General features: G+C 34.6%; 17 protein-coding genes. 11 read left to right on the plus strand and 6 right to left on the minus strand.

Annotated elements, in window-relative coordinates; translation table 11 throughout:
* Window positions 1-154 precede the first annotated feature (154 nt).
* Together ACRASX_RS06255 and ACRASX_RS06260 are read left to right on the plus strand one after the other, a co-directional pair.
* On the plus strand, window positions 155-685 hold the full coding sequence (locus ACRASX_RS06255; RefSeq protein WP_432222783.1) for a YqiA/YcfP family alpha/beta fold hydrolase: 531 nt from the start codon (window positions 155-157) through the stop codon (window positions 683-685).
* Between the two features lie 211 nt (window positions 686-896).
* A complete protein-coding gene (locus ACRASX_RS06260) occupies window positions 897-1,499 on the plus strand; it encodes a DUF937 domain-containing protein (RefSeq protein ID WP_432222784.1) in 603 nt (200 codons plus the stop codon).
* Between the two features lie 55 nt (window positions 1,500-1,554).
* On the opposite strand, the gene ACRASX_RS06265 is transcribed toward ACRASX_RS06260, so the two are convergent.
* The 4 genes from ACRASX_RS06265 to ACRASX_RS06280 form a co-directional block, all read right to left on the minus strand.
* Window positions 1,555-2,463: a pseudouridine synthase gene (locus tag ACRASX_RS06265; protein WP_066312762.1), complete on the minus strand. Its 909-nt coding sequence runs from the start codon at window positions 2,461-2,463 to the stop codon at window positions 1,555-1,557.
* Window positions 2,464-2,888: 425 nt separating this feature from the next.
* The gene (locus ACRASX_RS06270) at window positions 2,889-3,848 is read right to left on the minus strand and encodes a geranylgeranylglycerol-phosphate geranylgeranyltransferase (protein WP_066312767.1); all 960 of its coding nucleotides are present in this window, start codon (window positions 3,846-3,848) and stop codon (window positions 2,889-2,891) included.
* A 45-nt stretch (window positions 3,849-3,893) separates the two neighbouring features.
* Window positions 3,894-4,832 (minus strand): mevalonate kinase family protein, encoded by a 939-nt coding sequence (locus ACRASX_RS06275; protein WP_066312769.1) that lies wholly within the window; start codon window positions 4,830-4,832, stop codon window positions 3,894-3,896.
* Between the two features lie 219 nt (window positions 4,833-5,051).
* A complete protein-coding gene (locus tag ACRASX_RS06280) occupies window positions 5,052-6,134 on the minus strand; it encodes a diphosphomevalonate/mevalonate 3,5-bisphosphate decarboxylase family protein (protein WP_432222785.1) in 1,083 nt (360 codons plus the stop codon).
* 106 nt (window positions 6,135-6,240) lie between these two features.
* On the opposite strand from ACRASX_RS06280, the gene ACRASX_RS06285 reads away from it, so the two are divergent.
* Window positions 6,241-6,717, plus strand: a complete 477-nt coding sequence (locus ACRASX_RS06285; protein WP_432222786.1) for a TspO/MBR family protein — start codon at window positions 6,241-6,243, stop codon at window positions 6,715-6,717.
* A 189-nt stretch (window positions 6,718-6,906) separates the two neighbouring features.
* Here ACRASX_RS06285 and ACRASX_RS06290 read toward each other — a convergent pair whose 3' ends face one another.
* Both ACRASX_RS06290 and ACRASX_RS06295 read right to left on the minus strand, forming a co-directional pair.
* On the minus strand, window positions 6,907-8,133 hold the full coding sequence (locus tag ACRASX_RS06290; protein WP_432222787.1) for an NAD(P)/FAD-dependent oxidoreductase: 1,227 nt from the start codon (window positions 8,131-8,133) through the stop codon (window positions 6,907-6,909).
* The gene (locus ACRASX_RS06295; RefSeq protein WP_432222788.1) at window positions 8,130-8,807 is read right to left on the minus strand and encodes a glycerophosphodiester phosphodiesterase; all 678 of its coding nucleotides are present in this window, start codon (window positions 8,805-8,807) and stop codon (window positions 8,130-8,132) included. The genes ACRASX_RS06290 and ACRASX_RS06295 overlap by 4 nt, the downstream gene beginning before the upstream one ends.
* 268 nt (window positions 8,808-9,075) lie before the next feature.
* Between ACRASX_RS06295 and ACRASX_RS06300 the strand changes: the two genes are divergently transcribed.
* From ACRASX_RS06300 to ACRASX_RS06335, 8 genes are all read left to right on the plus strand, one after another.
* Window positions 9,076-10,395 (plus strand): TolC family protein, encoded by a 1,320-nt coding sequence (locus ACRASX_RS06300; RefSeq protein WP_432222789.1) that lies wholly within the window; start codon window positions 9,076-9,078, stop codon window positions 10,393-10,395.
* A 28-nt stretch (window positions 10,396-10,423) separates the two neighbouring features.
* A complete protein-coding gene (locus tag ACRASX_RS06305) occupies window positions 10,424-11,485 on the plus strand; it encodes an HlyD family secretion protein (RefSeq protein WP_432222790.1) in 1,062 nt (353 codons plus the stop codon).
* 3 nt (window positions 11,486-11,488) lie between these two features.
* Window positions 11,489-13,126, plus strand: coding sequence for a hypothetical protein (locus tag ACRASX_RS06310; protein ID WP_432222791.1), 1,638 nt, complete (start codon window positions 11,489-11,491; stop codon window positions 13,124-13,126).
* Between the two features lie 187 nt (window positions 13,127-13,313).
* A complete protein-coding gene (locus ACRASX_RS06315; RefSeq protein WP_066312788.1) occupies window positions 13,314-13,748 on the plus strand; it encodes an RrF2 family transcriptional regulator in 435 nt (144 codons plus the stop codon).
* Between the two features lie 49 nt (window positions 13,749-13,797).
* Window positions 13,798-15,561, plus strand: coding sequence for a cbb3-type cytochrome c oxidase subunit I (locus ACRASX_RS06320; RefSeq protein WP_432222792.1), 1,764 nt, complete (start codon window positions 13,798-13,800; stop codon window positions 15,559-15,561).
* A gap of 10 nt (window positions 15,562-15,571) precedes the next feature.
* Entirely contained in the window at window positions 15,572-16,564 is a 993-nt protein-coding gene (locus tag ACRASX_RS06325) for a cbb3-type cytochrome c oxidase subunit II (RefSeq protein WP_432222793.1), read from the plus strand.
* Window positions 16,565-16,578: 14 nt separating this feature from the next.
* Window positions 16,579-16,824, plus strand: a complete 246-nt coding sequence (locus ACRASX_RS06330; RefSeq protein WP_432222794.1) for a hexameric tyrosine-coordinated heme protein — start codon at window positions 16,579-16,581, stop codon at window positions 16,822-16,824.
* Entirely contained in the window at window positions 16,814-17,083 is a 270-nt protein-coding gene (locus ACRASX_RS06335) for a hypothetical protein (RefSeq protein ID WP_066312792.1), read from the plus strand. Before ACRASX_RS06330 ends, ACRASX_RS06335 begins: the two co-directional genes overlap by 11 nt.
* The last annotated feature ends 4 nt before the right edge of the window (window positions 17,084-17,087 follow it).

Below are 17,087 nucleotides of genomic sequence, written 5' to 3' on the forward strand. Positions count from 1 at the left end.
GATTAAAAAAGTAAATAAACGGTTAATTTTGCTCTCTTTTAAATTTATGTAGTGCTTGACTTTATCAAGGATAGACAAAATAGTATACTGATATGCGCTTTTAGATTTTATATGTAGTATTTTTATTTTCGTAAAATCACGATGGAATAAAAGAATGAAAAAAGAACTACAGTACTATTACGTGCATGGCTTGCACTCTTCAAAAAATGCTAAAAAATTTAAAGACATTCAAATAAAATATCCCAACGCCATCTGCTTGGATTGGTTGGTTGGTGACAATTTAGCCGAAAAAATTAAGGATTGGGTGGAAGTAATTAAAGAGTCAAAATTAGAAGCTGTACTGATCGGCTCGTCTACAGGTTGTAACTTAATAGTTCAAATGAATCAATTGCTAGCTACGTCTACTATTCATCCCAAAACAATATTTCTTAACCCATTATTAAGCCTTGAGCAAGTACTTATTAAAGAATTAATGCCAGAAGAAGTCGAAAAGTACATTAGCGAAATTAATTATTTTAAGGATTACCTTTTAATAGTTTCAGATAGTGACGAAGTTTTAGATCATAAAAAAATCAGTCTGCAAATTAAAGAGTCCAATCAAATGCTAATTTCGGAAAACGATAATCATAAGTTACTTAAATTTAAAGATCACTTTGAAACGATTGACGCTTATATCCATTTCTAATTGAAATTATGTATTTTTTACGATACACTTATGTAATTGTAATTAATTTCCTGCTATTTTAGAATTGTTAAACAGTTCTTAAATGTTTTTTTAACATTTTATTTGCTTAAGCGACTATTTTCCATATATTTATCACATAATCGATAAAATACCACACTTTATCGATTATTTAGAAAAATAGTAAATAATTTCACTTCATAAATCAGTACGTATGAACCCCAACTTACAAATTGAGCTTAAACGTTTTATTTCCTCCAATGTTGTTTCCAAGTTAAATAAATTTTATTTCGAGAATGATTCTTTACTAAATAAAGCCATCGACGCTGCAATTGGAACCTTGTTTTTAGGAATTTTAAATAAAAGTGAAGCCGAAGATTTGTACAAGGATACTCTTGAATATGTTGCTGAAATCGAATTTTATAATGAAATTGAGTTCGAATCATCTCGTTTGCTTTCTGTAGATGATTGTTACAAGACTTATGGAGATTCTATATTGTCACAACTCTTTGAAAATAAAAAGGAACGAATTACCGAAATGATTTCTAATGAAATTGGTATTAAAAGTGAAACAGCTTGTGAAATTTTTAATTTTGCAGCTTTACTAAGTTTTTCCTACTTCTGTAATAAAAAGAAAAGTTTAAGCGAATTAAAAGCACTAATTGAAGAGCAAAAAAGAGGAATTTTAAATACGATTCCTAGTGGAATAAAGATAATAATGGGTTATACTAATTACGAATATGTCGAAGAAAAGTCTGGCAGACGATTTTCTACTTCCTCGATCTTTAGCACTTTGTTTTCTTCAAAAGTTTCCTAAAAAAAATCCTGTCTTACAAAGTAAAACAGGATTTTTTATATTTATCTAAAAAGTTCTAAACGTTCTTTAAATTGATCACTTCTTGATCAGTCAAAAAGCGCCAGTTACCACGAGGTAAATTCTTTTTGGTTAAACCAGCAAACGCAACGCGGTCAATACGCAGTACATCGTAACCAGCTTGCTCAAAAATCGCACGTACTACTTTAACGTTAGACGAACGCAATTTTAAACCAATTTCACTTTTAGCTTCGTTTTCAATATAGCTTACATCTTCAACAAAAACGCGGTGACCATCAATAACAACTCCTTTATTAATTCGCTCTAAATCTTCAAACTTTAAGTTTTTATCTAAAGAGACTTGATAAATTTTAGACGATTTCTGATTCGGTAAAGTAAATTTACGAATCATGTCGGTATCGTTAGTAAACAACAACAATCCAGTCGTGTTTTTGTCCATTCTACCTACAGAACCAATTTTAGAATTCGTTGCACCACGAACTAATTCTAAAACATTACGATGCTCTTGACCTTCGTCTAGTGCCGTTGTAAAGTTTTTTGGTTTGTTCAACAAAATATATTCTTTTTTCTCTGGTGTCAAAGTGGCACCATCAAAATTCACTACATCTGTAGTTTTTACCAAGTAACCCATCTCGGTTACTGGAACGCCATTCACTTTTACGTTACCCGATTGAATATAAATATCAGCATCACGACGAGAGCAAACCCCCGAATTCGAAATGTATTTATTCAGACGCATCTCATCAGCAGCCTTCTGTCTTTTCGGAGCTTGATTCGGTTTTTTAGCCGCTTTTTTAGCTTCCTCTTCTACCTCTTTGGCAGTTGGTTTCACTTTTTTAGGACCTTGTGCGCGCTTCGCCATAGGTGGTTTTGGCTTGTTAGAGCTCGGTCTTGAGCTACTCGGTCTCGATCCGCCTCTTTTATTATTGCCTTCCTTGTTATTCATAAATTTCTAATTACTTCATCATTTAGGGCTTATCGCCTCAGTTTGCAAAGATACCATTTATTCATAAGCAAAAATAAAATTGCTTATTATAAAATAAGACGTAGTTTTTTAACAAAATCATGCTAATTTCTAGAAGCTGTTCCTGCTATTCGTTTCAAGCGTTTTGGCACAAATTTTTTTTTCAAAGTTGCTACAGGAGCTTCCTTTGGTCGCTCTGTTGCAACAAGAAAAAATAGATTTTTGCCTGCAAAGGCTTTTCTCTATTATCAGGGCTAACGGTACATTGCTAAGAAACCATACTGATGCATCAAAACTGGTTTAAACTCTCAGTAAATAAAAGTGAAATAAATTGAGTCAACGGAGTGGTAAAAAAGAGTCGTGCGATTTTAGAAATCGATTTTCAGGAAACTTCAAGTTGGTGGCCGCTAAAGCATACTAATTAGAAGTCTTTTTCCGTGCCATAAGACACTAGGATCAATTAAGACAATGCAAAAAACGCCAGCGACAATTAAAAACTTCAAAACGTTATGAAGTAGTAAGTAGCGTGCTTTTTTACGTGCGTCCCATAAAACCATTAAAAAGAAGAGCAATATAATAAAAGAGATATAAAAATAAATATCCATGTAACCCACATCGTAAATTTCGATTAAAATGTAAACCGGGAATACCGTTAAAAAGGTGAGAACAGTAATGGTTATTTTAGAGGTCGTGATGCCGTAAATAATCGGTATAGTTTGGTAATTGTTGGCTAAATCTCCAGCTAGATTCTCCAAATCTTTAATCATTTCACGAATTAGCAGCAGTAGAAATAAAAAGTTAGCATGAGCAAAAATAACGGCAAAATGTGCCTTTTGATTTTCTAGCTCTTCAAAAGGAACTTTATAATAGTAAAATAGGAGTAAAGCAGAAAAGGGTAAAATAGCCAAAACAGCAGCCATTAAATTTCCGACTAAAGGATATTTTTTTATTTTATGAGAGTAAAACCATACCAAAAATATATAAACAGAAAAGAAGAAAAAAGCGCGCCACGACACTACTAATCCCATTAAAACAGCAATGAAATTAAGTGTGAAATAAACTCTTAATTTGGTGCTTTGACTGACTAAACGATCCAGCATGGTTTTATTAGGACGGTTGATTAAATCTTTTTTGGCGTCGTAGAAATTATTGATAATATAACCAGACGCAATGGTAATCGCCGACGCAAAAACGGTAAGAAATAAGTTAAAGTCAAGTACGATGTCTAATGCACGTTGCTCCGGAGCTAAAATAAAAATTGCCGATAAATATTGTGCAAGTATAATTACCGGAATGTTGTATCCGCGAACCACAGAGAACAAACTGATAATTTTCATTACTAGAAGTTTGTTTTTTCTGCTTAACATTTATAAACTATTATTTAAAGATGAAATGATAAAAAGAAAAAACAGTTAGAACTGGTAAACCACTTCTAATTTATAGTCTTTAAGCGATTGCTTGGCGCGTTCTAAATCTTGGGTAAATCCTAAAATATAGCCACCACCACCAGAACCACACAATTTTAAATAGTAATCATTAGTGTCAATTCCGTTCTGCCAAATTCCATGAAATTGCTCCGGGATCATTGGCTTAAAGTGGTTTAAAACAACTTTTGATAATTTTTTAGTATTAGTAAACAACGATTTCATGTCTCCATGTAAAAAGTTTTCTACGCAAGCATCGGTATGTTTTACAAATTGATTTTTCAACATCGCACGGAAACCTTTGTCTTTTAAGTTTTCCATGAAAATGCTAACCATTGGAGCAGTTTCACCAATTATTCCAGAATCTAATAAAAAGACTGCACCTTTTCCGTCAAAACTTTGAGTCGGAATGCCAGTAGCTTCAATATTATCTTGGGAATTGATTAAAATAGGGATACTCAAATAACTATTCAAAGGATCTAAACCAGAACTTTTACCATGAAAAAAGCTTTCCATTTGACCAAAAATTCCTTTTAGTTGTAATAATTTTTCGCGTGTTAAATTTTCTAAAACCGTAATTTTATTGTGCGCATATTTATCGTAAAGTGCTGCAACTAAAGCACCGCTGCTTCCGACACCGTATCCTTGCGGAATGCTAGAGTCAAAATACATTCCTTCAGCCACATCGTTTTTTAACGTTTCAATATCAAAAGTAACCAATTCAGGTTGCTCGTTTTGTAAATTCTCCAAATAAACGGCAAATCGATTTAAGCTTGCATTAGATGCAATTGCTTCAGTCGATGGATCTTCGTTTTTCTTTAAAGCACCATTGTAAAAATTATAAGGAATAGATAGCCCTTTAGAGTCACGGATGATTCCGTATTCTCCAAAAAGTAATATTTTTGAGTAAAATAAAGGTCCTTTCATTCGGTGGAATTTATTTTTATGTTTTAATGTATTCTTTCATATCGCTTCATTTGCTTTTTAAAGCATTTGAGTCTGATGAGTGTATACTTTTATTTTAAATTATTTTTGAATCATGACTTGTGTGAAAAGTACTTTCAATGGTGTTTTTTGAGTAATTTGTCATATAAAACAAATTAGCCTCTTTTGCATTTTTCTAAACTTTCACTAAAGATACGAAAATTATAGTGCAATTGCACCGTCTCCAATTTCATCGCAAATGTACTGCCCATTTTGGCAAAAGTCAACTAATTCAGTCGTAATAAATTGCATTACTTTTTTAGTTGTATTTTCGGGGTATAAAACGTGAACATTTGCTCCAGCATCCAACGTAAAACAAATTGGTATTTTTGTTTCACTTCTAAATTTCCAAATAGCATTTATAATCTCAAGCGTATTGGGTTTCATCAATATAAAATACGGCATCGAAGTCATCATCATAGCGTGTAATGTCAAAGCTTCACTTTCTACCACTTTTACAAATTCTTCTAGATTTCCTGTCTCAAAAATATTTTTCAACAAATCTAAATTTTCGTGTGCCTGTGCGAAACGTTTTTCGGCATACGGATGATTGTGCATTAGATCGTGCCCAACAGTGCTCGAAACTTGCTTTTCGCCTTTGTCAACTAATAAAATGGTGTCTTGGTAATTTTTGAAATTATCATGAATCGCATATGGAAATTCTACTCCAAACCAATCAGAACTACCTTTAATATTAGCTTGATTTCCCCAAACTACTACTTTGCCTTTTACACTACGGCAAGCACTACCAGAACCTAAACGTGCTAAAAAAGAGGCTTTCTGAAAGAAATAATCGTCAGTCATTTTTGGGTGCAACGCCTTCTCTAAACTCATTAAATTCATTGCCAAAGCGGCCATTCCCGAAGCAGAAGAAGCGATTCCTGAACTGTGCGGAAACGTATTTTGGGTATTAATTGTAAAATGGAACTCTTTTAAGAACGGCAGATACACTTCGATTCTTTCAAAGAATTTTTGAATTTTAGGTTTAAAATCTTCTTTAGGTTTACCTTCAAAAAGCAAATCAAATGAAAATGCATTCGGCACCTCTTTTTTTGAAAAAGTCAATTTTGTATTCGTCTTGCAATTCTTTAACGTAAAACTAACCGACGGATTTGCGGGAATTTGATGCTCCTTTTTGCCCCAATATTTCACTAATGCAATATTGCTTGGCGCACTCCATTGGAAACTGCCATTTTCAATTGTAGACGTATATTTTTCAGGAATAAAATCAGCTGCTGTAAACATAAAAGATAAAATTTGAGCAAAGATACTTTTTTTGCCTCATACCTTTCTGAAATTATCAAATAGCTGTAAATTTTGTTTATTTTTGGGCTTTATAGAAAGAGATCTCATGAACAAATTAACTAAAATATCAGTATTGGTTGCAACCTGTCTTTGCGTAGGTTATTTTTCAGGCATAGTGACCAAAGAAAGCATTGCGACTTGGTACATTCATCTTCAAAAGCCATTTTTTAATCCGCCCAATTGGATTTTTGCACCAGTATGGAGCTCGCTTTATATTATGATGGCCGTCGCGGCAGGTTTGGTTTGGGATCGTTTGGACAGCAATAAAGAGGTAGTAAAAAAAGCATTGATCGTATTTGCAGTTCAATTGGCATTGAATGCACTTTGGTCGTTTTTGTTCTTTGGTTTAAAGAATCCGCTATTGGCTTTAATCGAAATAGTAGTTTTATGGCTGATGATTTACGAAACCTACAATCAGTTTGTAAAAATCAATAAAATAGCAGGCTACTTATTTCTTCCGTATTTGGCTTGGGTAAGTTTTGCAATGGTTCTGAATGCCAGTATTTGGTGGTTGAATAAATAGTTTTCAGTTTTCATCTGCCTTTTTCATCTGTTTAAATTCTTCATTTTTAGGATAGATAAAGTACGCGTATCTTGTAATAATTTTTTAGATGAGATCCTGCTGCTAAAACTGAAAATATAATGGCTTTTCGTCTGGATTCAAAAGAGACCTAACAGGTTTTAAAAACCTGTTAGGTCTAAGTCCTATTTATTAAAGAATATTATTTGCCACAACAAAGCCGCTTGTCCAAGCATTCTGAAAATTAAATCCACCAGTGATTGCATCAATATTTACAATTTCTCCAGCAAAATAGAGATTCTCGTGCATCTTACTCTGCATGGTTTTAAAGTTGATCTCTTTTAAATCAATTCCGCCAGCGGTCACAAATTCTTCCTTAAACGTACTTTTTCCGTTGACTTGAAAAGTTGCTTTGGTTAATTGTAAAGCTAGATTTTGCAATTGTATTTTAGTTAAATCGGCCCATTTTGTAGTGCCGAGCGTAGTCGAGGTATCAATTTCTGAAGCCAATACTAAACTTTCCCATAAGCGATTCGGAAAATCAAAAGGAGATTTTTTTGAAACGGCTTTTTTAGCATGCTCTTGCTTCAGCTCTTTCAACTTTTGCTCTGCGTCTTTGGTTTCTATATCGTTCAGCCAATTGACAAAAATGGTAAATTGATAACTTTTATCATGTAAAATTCGGGCTCCCCAAGCCGATAATTTTAGAATTGCAGGACCGCTCATTCCCCAATGCGTAATCAACAACGGACCAGTCGATTCAAGTTTAGTGTCTTTTACATTTACGGTAACTTTTGCTGCAACTCCAGGTAATTCTTTAATTCGCTTGTCTTTTATGTTGAACGTAAATAAAGAAGGCACTGGCGAAACAATCGCATGACCGTATTGCTGCAATAATTCCCATATTTTAGGATTGCTTCCGGTGGCCATGACTAATTTTTCGCAAACGTATTGCTCGTTTTGCGTGTCAATTTTCCAGATATCATCTTTTTTAAAAATGGCTTGCACACTTTGTCCCGTTAGTATTTTTATTCCGAGTTTTTCGGTCGCCTTCAAGAAACAATCAATAATAGTTTGAGAAGAATTGGAAGTCGGAAACATGCGTCCATCATCTTCAATCTTGAGTTCTACGCCGTGTTTTTCAAACCATTCGATCGTGTCTCCCGATCCAAATTGATGAAAAGGACCACGTAATTCTTTTTCTCCGCGAGGATAAAACTTCACTAATTCGTTGGGCTCAAAACAAGCGTGGGTGACATTGCAACGTCCTCCTCCAGAAACACGAACTTTAGACAATACTTCTTTTCCCCGCTCTAAAATGGCAACTTTCGCTTTGGGGTTTTTCTCCACAATATTAATCGCTGTAAAAAATCCGGCAGCACCGCCACCTACAATAATTATATCAAAATTTTGGCTCATATTCGGTCTGTAAAATCGGTAATAATTCCGTTTACGTTGTATGTTTTTAATCGATCTAAGTCTTCCTGTTCGTTTACCGTCCACGGAAAAACTAGTAGGTTATGATCTTGAATTTTCTTCGTATTTGCTGGATTCAGTAAAGTGAAATGGGGATGAATTGCTTTTGCCGAGATGTTATTGGCAAAGGATATCGCTAAATCTAAATTGGTTTCTGTTAAAATCCCGATCGGAATTTTTGGATTCGAATTGTGAATTTGCTGCAAAGCATTCCAATCAAAGCTAGAAATGATAAATGAATCATATTTCCAGTTTTTGGTAGTTACAAACTCTTCGATTAAACTAATTAGCAGTGCAGTCGCTGCTGAATTTTTAATTTCGATATTCAACAAACATTTTTGATTCACTAATTCAAGAACTTCTTTTAAAGTCGGAATTGGATGCTCGTTTGCAATGCGATATGTTTTTAATTCTTGTAAAGAAAAACTGCTTACTAAACCTGTTCCGTTTGTTAATCGGTCTAAAGTTTCATCATGAAAAACGACAAGTACTCCATCGGTACTTAGCTGAATGTCTAATTCTATACCGTCAGCCTTCATGTCTAATGCTGTAGTAAAAGCAGCCAAAGTGTTTTCGGGCTTGTACCCTTTGGCACCGCGATGTGCTATTTTGAGCATAGATTTTGTTTTTGTCGCAAAGTTCGTAAAGTTTTAGGCACGTTTGCAACGTTTTGGTTTTTAATTTTCGGCAATTTATCGGTACAAGGTGAATGTGATTTTAGGAACATCAATTAGTTAAGCACTTAAAAAATAGCAGCTAACTAATATAATTACAGAGAAAGCGATTTATTTTTATAATTATTGATTTAAAGAGTTAAAACAAAGCAACATAAATTTTTTATTAACATTTTATTTTAATAATTTAGAATCTTATTATTTTAATATTATGAAATATATAAACAAAACCAATCTTTTGCTGTTGTCGCTTTTTATTTTGCAAATCACTGTAGCACAAGAGTTACCAGAGCGCAAAATGACGATTCAGCAACTGGCCGATAGTTTGGTGGCTAAAAACATTCAAATCAAATTAGCTGATGTTTCGGTGAAGCTCGCAGATGCTAGAATTGGAGATGTAAAAATGAACCGGCTGCCGGACATTGGTGCTGATATGAATGCTATGTATTTGAGTGATGTTACTATATATGATAAACATTGGTCTCAATTTCAAAAAGTAGATCTCCCGAATTTCGGGCATCAATTTACACTTTCCGCAAAGCAACTTATTTATGGCGGCGGCAGAATTACCAAAGGTATTGAACTTGCCGAATTGAGTAAAAACTTAGCCGAAAATCAGTTTACTGACGTAGGCTTGGGCGTAAAGTTAAATGCGGCCGAGTTGTATTTGAACCTTTATAACTTACAAAATCAAAAAGAAATCTTATTGAACAATGAAATCTTGGCTAATGAACGATTGAAAAATGTTAAATTGTTCTTCGATCAAAATATGGTTACAAAAAATGAAGTGCTTCGAGCCGAGGTTTTAAGAAGACAGCTGGAACAGAATATTTTACAGATTCAAAATTCAATTGAAATCACAAATAAAAACTTGTTGCTGTATGCCGGCTTAAGAGAAGAGGTGCTTATTGTCCCAGACGTTAGTAATATTAATCATCAAATACGGGAGCAAGACGAAGCGTATTTTTTGGAGCTGGCGTATAAAAACAATCCGCAATTAAGTATAAGTGACATTCAGATTGCAATGAGCAAGAAGAATTTAGAACTGACAAAAGCTGAAAACATGCCTACTCTAGCTGCCTTTTCTGGATATAATGCCTCTCGACCAATGACGAGCGCGGTGCCTGCTTTAGATTTTTATTCTACTACTTATCAAGTTGGACTTAATTTGTCTTACAATTTTGAAACACTCTACAAAAATGGTAAAAAAGTACTTGTAGACAAAGTTTTAATTGAACAAGCAGAATTGGCAAAAATTGCCGTCATGCAACAAATTGAAACGCAGGTAAATGCGGCTTATAAAAATTACCGCCAAGCGGTTATGCAAACAGAAGTTAGTGCAATTAACGAAAAAGCAGCTGACGAAAATTATCGAATTACAGAGTTAAAATATAAAAATCAATTGGTCACCATTACAGAAATTATCGACGCATCGAATACGAAGCTTCAGGCAGAATTGCAAACTTTAGACGATCGCACGGCAATAATCTTAAATTATATCAAACTTTTACGCGTTACTGGACAGTTATAAATCATTCCCATTAAAAAATAAATCAATTATGGCAACTACAGATAAAAAAATCAAGTCAAAAAACAAACTGTACCTGACTCTTTTAAATTCGTTTGTGTTTATTGTGACGCTATTGGCCATCTGGTTTATCTTTAAAAATTATTTTCATTTTAATGACGACACGTATGTAAACGACGCACAAGTAAAAGCTTACATAAGTCCTATAAATTCTCGTGTGCCAGGTTATATCAAGCAAATTCGTTTTCAAGAACACCAAGAAGTTAAAAAAGGTGACACACTCGTCATTTTGGATGATACCGATTTTAGAAATGTAATTGCACAAGCGCAGGCTGGTTTAAATCAAGCGGTAGCCAATAAGGCATCTGCTAAGTCTTCGGTTGCCCGAGTGAGTACTGGCGAGAATACTGTAGTTGCAAATATTTATGGTGCAAAAGCACAATTGGATAATGCTCGAGCAGATTTAGCTCGTTATAAAAATCTATTAGATAATGATGCCGTAACCCTACAACAATACCAGCAAATAGAAACTACCGTAAAAACGTTGCAATCGCAATACAATGCCATTAAAACCCAAAAAAACACAGCGGTTTTATCTACAAATGAAACCCAGTCAAAAATTGCAATTAGCGACGCACAAATTGATGCTGCTAAAGCAACGTTGAGTCGAGCAGAGTTGAATTTAAAGTATGCTGTAATCACAGCTCCAGAAGACGGTATTATGGGAAGAAGAACCATTACAACGGATCAGTTTATTCAGCCAGGACAACAAATTGCAACTTTGGTTCAGAAAAATTCAAAATGGATTGAAGCCAATCTTTTAGAAACTCAGATGCCTCTAGTGAAAGAAGGTGATATTATTATGTTTACGATTGACGCGATCGGGAAAACAAAATTTGAGGGGAAAGTAACTTCAATTTCAGCAGCTACTGGATCACAATATTCGGCCATTCCTACAGATAATTCAGCCGGCAATTTTGTAAAAGTACAACAGCGTATTCCAATAAAAATTGAATTCACCTCAAATAATGATCAAAAATTAATTGATAATGTAAAAGCAGGAATGAATGTGGTGATGACTCTAAAAAAGTAAAGCATGTACAACAAAGGTCTATTTGCAAATTGGGTTCCCAAACCAGTACAATTGCTATTGATTGTCTTTTTTTTATTGCCAATTTTAGTTATTAGTGGAGTGTATACTGGGAATTTAAGTTATATGTCTGGCGATTTAGGAACGAACAATGAGTGGTTGGTTTTTGCTAATTACGCGGGAATCGTTGGTATGGGAGTGAGTATGCCTGTAATTTTCCGCTTTAAAATGGCTTTTCATACCAAGTATTTAATGCTGCGTACGTTCTTAATTCTAGCGTTATTGTCCTTTGCTATCGGAACTACCGATAGTAATTTTGTAATTGTAGCGTGCTCCTTTTTCATCGGGTTTTTTAAAATGTTTGCCATGATGGAGGTTGTTTTGCCGACGATGTTTATAATTAGTCCAACTGGCAATCGACCAAAATTTTATTCCATTTTTTATCCGCTAGCGATCATTATTCCGCAGGTGGCTGGATATCTCTTAACAAAAGTAGGGTTTTTTACTTTTTGGCAAAATGCTAGTTTTATAATGGCTATGATCATGTTAGTTTGTGCATTATTGGCAACCATTTTTATGCACAACCAACGCTATGATCGAAAAGTACCATTATATTACATTGATTGGATGGGAATGTTCGTTTACGCGACGGTATTTCTGGCAATGGCTTATTTTATAGCGTTTGCCAAACAGCAAAATTATTTTAGATCCGATGCAATTGTGACGGCTACTTTTATCGTAATCATTGGAATTATCATTTTTCAAATGCGCCAAAAACTTATTAAAAGACCTTTTGTAGATTTTAGAGCCTTGAATAAATATAACGTTATTCATGGCGTTATGATGCTTTTTATGTTGGGTTTTTTGTTAGCAGGAAGTTCGCTGCAAAGCAGAATAACTAGGGGAGTTTTAGGATTTAGCACCATTACAGACAACTCCTATAACCTTTGGATGATTCCGGGTATTATAGTCGCGAGTGCTTTTAGTTTACTGTGGCTAACCAAAGAAAAGTCTATAAAAACATACATTATTATCGGATTTACGGCCTTTATGTTCTATTACGTATGTATGTATTTTTTGATCTCACCGAACGTGAGCTACAATCAATTAATTTTTCCAAATGTCATTCGTGGTTTTGCTATGACCATTTTATTTATAGGCATTTGGTTGTATGCACTGAGTAATTTATCAGTAGATGCGATGTTGGGAGTGGCCGCGATTTTAATTATAACTAGAACAATGCTCGGACCAGGTGTGTGGAGTGTTCTTTTAAATTATATCGATGGATTTTACCAAGTAGAGTCACTAAATAACATTGCAGGAAAGATGGATGCTTCGGCTTATTCAAAAAGTACTGCCATGCAATTGTATCGAAATGTCAAAATAAATACCTTGATTAATGCAACCCAAAGACTGTATGGTTTTATGATTTTAATGGCGAGCGTTATTTTAGTTTATATTACTTTTTTAAATTTTGAAGGTTTAGGAAAACGAAAACTAATTTCATTTCGAAAGCGATTCAGACGAAAAAATAAACAAAGTGGTGAAGAGGATGACTTTCAATTAGAGGAAGAAGTAGGAGTTAATGCTGAAATAGAAGTACAGAAAACCGAGGCAGAAAGTATTAGTGGAGCAGCGATTTAAATTTGTTAGTAATAAAGAAGAACATTTGGACTTGTAGAGAATGTATTCACAGCGTTTTTCGGAAGATGTACATTTAAAACTATTTTACATCAGATAACAAATGTCATAATTTTTTCGAAAATAGTAATGGACTAATTTGTCCGCTACTATAATTATTACTTACCTTTGAGAGAAAGAAAAATTAAATATGTTTTCAAAAGCCTGCGAATATGGAATTAGAGCCTCTATTTACATTGCAGAACAAACGTTGTTAAGTCGCAAAGTAAGTTTAAAAGAAGTTGCGGCTGCCATAGAATCTCCAGTAGCTTACACTTCAAAAATCCTGCAGTTACTGGTGCGAAACAATACTATTAATTCAGATAAAGGTCCCAAAGGTGGATTTTATATGGATCAGGAGGAGCTGCCTAAACTAAAGTTGAGCGACATAGTTTCGACTATTGATGGCAATACTATCTACGTCGGATGTGGGTTGGGTTTAAGTAGATGTAATGAAAATAAACCGTGCTCTTTGCACAGTCAATTTAAAGTGATAAGAGACGAACTAAGACACATGCTTGAAAAAACTACTATAAAATCATTAGCCGAAGATCTAGATAAAGGTTTGGCTTTTTTAAAACATTAACAATAATTTTCTTAAATTGTAGATTGTAATATCCAACATAAATAAAAAGATGGAAACCAAAAACATATTTAGCGAGTCCGGAATCATTATTACCATAATTCTTATTTCAATTCCCTTAATAATTGCTTCAATTATTTTAATCATAAAAGCGTATGCCATACTTGATAAATATCTTAAAAAGAAAAAATTAGAAAAATTTAATGAATACCTCAAAGGGTTAGATCCTGAAGAAGTAAAAAAATTAGAGATTCGAAAGCGAGAATTGGAATTTGCACTTACCAATGCTGAGTTAGGTGGAGTTTCGCCTGCAGTTGACAATAAGGGATTAATCAACAATGTTAATGAAGTTGAAGGTTTTCGTTTCATCGAACAAAAAAGAAAAAGTCAGCCACGCCCCTACATCGGTACAGAATTGACAAACTTAATTTTATGGTATTTAGGATGTGCTACTTTTTGGTTGCTATTTGGAACAACAATCGGGGAATATTTGGGCATAAAATTCGTAGCTCCCGATGTTGATCATTACAGCTGGCTTAGTTTTGGTCGCCTAAGACCCGTTCACACCAATGCTGTTTTTTGGGGTTGGGCATCTTTAGCAATGATTGGATTAGGGTATTATGTGGTGCCGAGAGTTAGCAATACGCCAATCAATAGCGTGAAAACAGTATATTATTCGCTTATTCTTATCAACGCTTCCGTTATTATTGGGACTATTTGTTTGATGGCCGGTATCAATAATGGTGGTGGCGAATACAGAGAATATATTTGGCCGGTAATGGCATTGTTTGGTGTTGGAGTTTTCATAACATTACTCAATTATGTAAAAACAGTTGCTAAAAAAACGACTAAAGAAATTTATGTTTCCAACTGGTATATTGTTGCCGCAATGATGTATGTATTGGTTATTGCAATTGTGGCGTATTGGCCAAGTTGGCAAAATGGACTCGGTGAAACTATCGTACAAGGATATTACATGCATCAAGGTGTAGGAATGTGGTTTATGCTTTTTACGCTGGGTTTAATGTATTATTTCTTACCACAACAATTAAACAAACCCATTTATTCTTACAGCTTAGGTATTTTGGCTTTTTGGACTCAAATTTTATTTTATACATTAATTGGTACGCACCACTTTATTTTTAGTGCGATACCGTGGTGGTTGCAAACCGTTGCCATTGTTGGTAGTGTTGGTATGGTTATACCTGTAGTTGCGGGTACCACTAACTTTTTAATGACTTTTAAGGGTTCTTGGCATAAATTGGCAAGTAGTTATACACTCCCTTTTTATTTAATCGGAATCATATTTTACTTTACAGGTTCATTGCAAGGAACAGCAGAAGCTTTTCGATTTACGAATTTAGTTTGGCACTTCACTGATTTTACAGTGGCACACTCGCACTTAACGATGTACGGGATTATTTGTTTTATGCTTTGGGGTTTCATCTATACACTTGTACCAAGATTAACAGGAAAAGAGCCTTCGCAAGTACTTGTTGGTGCACACTTTTGGTTGGCGTTAATCGGCTTGTTGTTTTATACATTTCCATTAATGTACGGTTCAACACTTCGTGGATTAATGTGGATCGAAGGAAAACCGTTTATTGACAGTGTCGAATTAATGGCGCCGTATTGGCTGTGGCGAGCAATTGGTGGATCGTTAATGTGGTTGTCTCACATTTTATTTGCTTATAATTTTTATGTGATGATTAAAGCCAATACTGATGCTCCAATACCCACATCGGCAATCGACATATTGAGAGCAAAACAAGAATTGGATAAGCAAGAAATGGATAATCAAGGTCTAACTAATTAACATATACGAAATGGATTTTTTCGACAATCATAAAAAACTATTCTTAACCGCCTTGGGGTTATTTGTCATTTTAACTCTTGCAGTGGCTATTTTTCCTGCGATAAGCAACCAAATAAATAATGCGACTTTACCCAATTACGAACCTTTAAGTGCAGACGCACAGCGAGGAAAACTAATTTACATTAGTAACGGATGTGTGGCATGCCATACCCAACAAGTTCGAAATGTAGATATGGATAAAGTTTGGGGGAAAAGGCCAGGAATTGCTGCTGATTATGCAGCAAATACTAGAACCGATTTTTGGAGAAATACTGCTACTCTGATGGGGACGGAACGAACAGGGCCCGATTTAACAAATATTGGTACGCGCCAACCGAGCATGGCTTGGAATTTATTGCATTTATACCAACCAAGAGCTGTGGTAGAAAAATCGATTATGCCAGCATATCCTTGGCTTTTTGAAGTTAAAAATGAAGTTGGAAAAGATGAGATTGAGGTTATTGTTCCTGATGAATTTAGAGTAGGAATTACAGGTAAAATTGTTGCATCTAAAGAAGCGGTTCAGTTAGTAAACTATTTGCAAAGTTTAAAGCAAACAGAATTGCCAGACGGTAAAGTGCCTATGGAGTTTTTATATAAGAAGAAAGAAGTTCCGGTGGCAGCAACTGGAGCAGCAGCAAATCTACCAGACGGCGGAGCGCTTTATACACAAAATTGTGTTGCCTGTCATCAAGCGAATGGAGAAGGATTGAAAGGTGCATTCCCGCCACTAAAAGGAAGTCCTGTAGTTTTAGGTGAAGATCTCGAACTGTACGTAAATATTATTATGCAAGGCTACGATGCTCGACCAGAGTACGCAGCAATGAATGCGGTCGGAAAAGACAATAATCTGACACCCGAAGAAGTAACTGCGATTATAAATCACGAAAAAACCAGTTGGGGTAATGCTGCAAAACCAGTTACTGCGGAAGAAGTTAAAAAATTAATGGATTTAATTAAATAATAGCGAAATATATTATGATGGCAAATACAGAAATATGGTTAGAAAGTTTAATAACTAAGACACCACAAGAAGGAAGAGCTTTGGCTATATTAATGGCACGAAAAACAATTGGTGCCATTCAAACAGATCCAGAGAAACGCAAACAGCTTCGACCTGAATACGCTGAAGATACCGTTCAATTAATTAGTTCTGCGCAAGTTGTAGCAATTGAATTTCAAACTATTGCAAAAGCAAATAAGTACTGGAGAGATGAAAAATGATATTAAATATCTCTTGACCCTAGCAGCATTTTTTTGTATAAATGCCGTTGTGTGGGCTTGTCCTACCTGCGAAAAACAACAACCTAAAATTACACAAGGAATAACCCACGGCGGTGGTCCTGCAAGCAATTGGGATTGGGTGATTATTGCAGTAATTACATTAATCACAATCTTGACCTTAATTTTTTCATTGAAATTTTTAATAAAACCAGGTGAAAAAAATACCGATCATATTAAACAATCCATTTTAAACAATTAAAACA

The sequence above is a fragment of the Flavobacterium sp. TMP13 genome, assembly GCF_050847115.1.
Taxonomy (GTDB): Bacteria; Bacteroidota; Bacteroidia; order Flavobacteriales; family Flavobacteriaceae; genus Flavobacterium.

Excerpts from the sequence above, each read along its gene's own strand:
- ACRASX_RS06275 (WP_066312769.1), bottom strand. The coding sequence starts at position 4,832 with ATGAAAGGACCTTTATTTTACTCAAAAATATTACTTTTTGGAGAATAC.
- ACRASX_RS06290 (WP_432222787.1), bottom strand. The coding sequence starts at position 8,133 with ATGAGCCAAAATTTTGATATAATTATTGTAGGTGGCGGTGCTGCCGGA.
- ACRASX_RS06335 (WP_066312792.1), top strand. The coding sequence starts at position 16,814 with ATGAAAAATGATATTAAATATCTCTTGACCCTAGCAGCATTTTTTTGT.
- ACRASX_RS06305 (WP_432222790.1), top strand. The coding sequence starts at position 10,424 with ATGGCAACTACAGATAAAAAAATCAAGTCAAAAAACAAACTGTACCTG.
- ACRASX_RS06330 (WP_432222794.1), top strand. The coding sequence starts at position 16,579 with ATGATGGCAAATACAGAAATATGGTTAGAAAGTTTAATAACTAAGACA.
- ACRASX_RS06325 (WP_432222793.1), top strand. The coding sequence starts at position 15,572 with ATGGATTTTTTCGACAATCATAAAAAACTATTCTTAACCGCCTTGGGG.
- ACRASX_RS06265 (WP_066312762.1), bottom strand. The coding sequence starts at position 2,463 with ATGAATAACAAGGAAGGCAATAATAAAAGAGGCGGATCGAGACCGAGT.
- ACRASX_RS06310 (WP_432222791.1), top strand. The coding sequence starts at position 11,489 with ATGTACAACAAAGGTCTATTTGCAAATTGGGTTCCCAAACCAGTACAA.
- ACRASX_RS06280 (WP_432222785.1), bottom strand. The coding sequence starts at position 6,134 with ATGTTTACAGCAGCTGATTTTATTCCTGAAAAATATACGTCTACAATT.
- ACRASX_RS06300 (WP_432222789.1), top strand. The coding sequence starts at position 9,076 with ATGAAATATATAAACAAAACCAATCTTTTGCTGTTGTCGCTTTTTATT.
- ACRASX_RS06260 (WP_432222784.1), top strand. The coding sequence starts at position 897 with ATGAACCCCAACTTACAAATTGAGCTTAAACGTTTTATTTCCTCCAAT.
- ACRASX_RS06315 (WP_066312788.1), top strand. The coding sequence starts at position 13,314 with ATGTTTTCAAAAGCCTGCGAATATGGAATTAGAGCCTCTATTTACATT.
- ACRASX_RS06320 (WP_432222792.1), top strand. The coding sequence starts at position 13,798 with ATGGAAACCAAAAACATATTTAGCGAGTCCGGAATCATTATTACCATA.
- ACRASX_RS06295 (WP_432222788.1), bottom strand. The coding sequence starts at position 8,807 with ATGCTCAAAATAGCACATCGCGGTGCCAAAGGGTACAAGCCCGAAAAC.
- ACRASX_RS06270 (WP_066312767.1), bottom strand. The coding sequence starts at position 3,848 with ATGTTAAGCAGAAAAAACAAACTTCTAGTAATGAAAATTATCAGTTTG.
- ACRASX_RS06255 (WP_432222783.1), top strand. The coding sequence starts at position 155 with ATGAAAAAAGAACTACAGTACTATTACGTGCATGGCTTGCACTCTTCA.
- ACRASX_RS06285 (WP_432222786.1), top strand. The coding sequence starts at position 6,241 with ATGAACAAATTAACTAAAATATCAGTATTGGTTGCAACCTGTCTTTGC.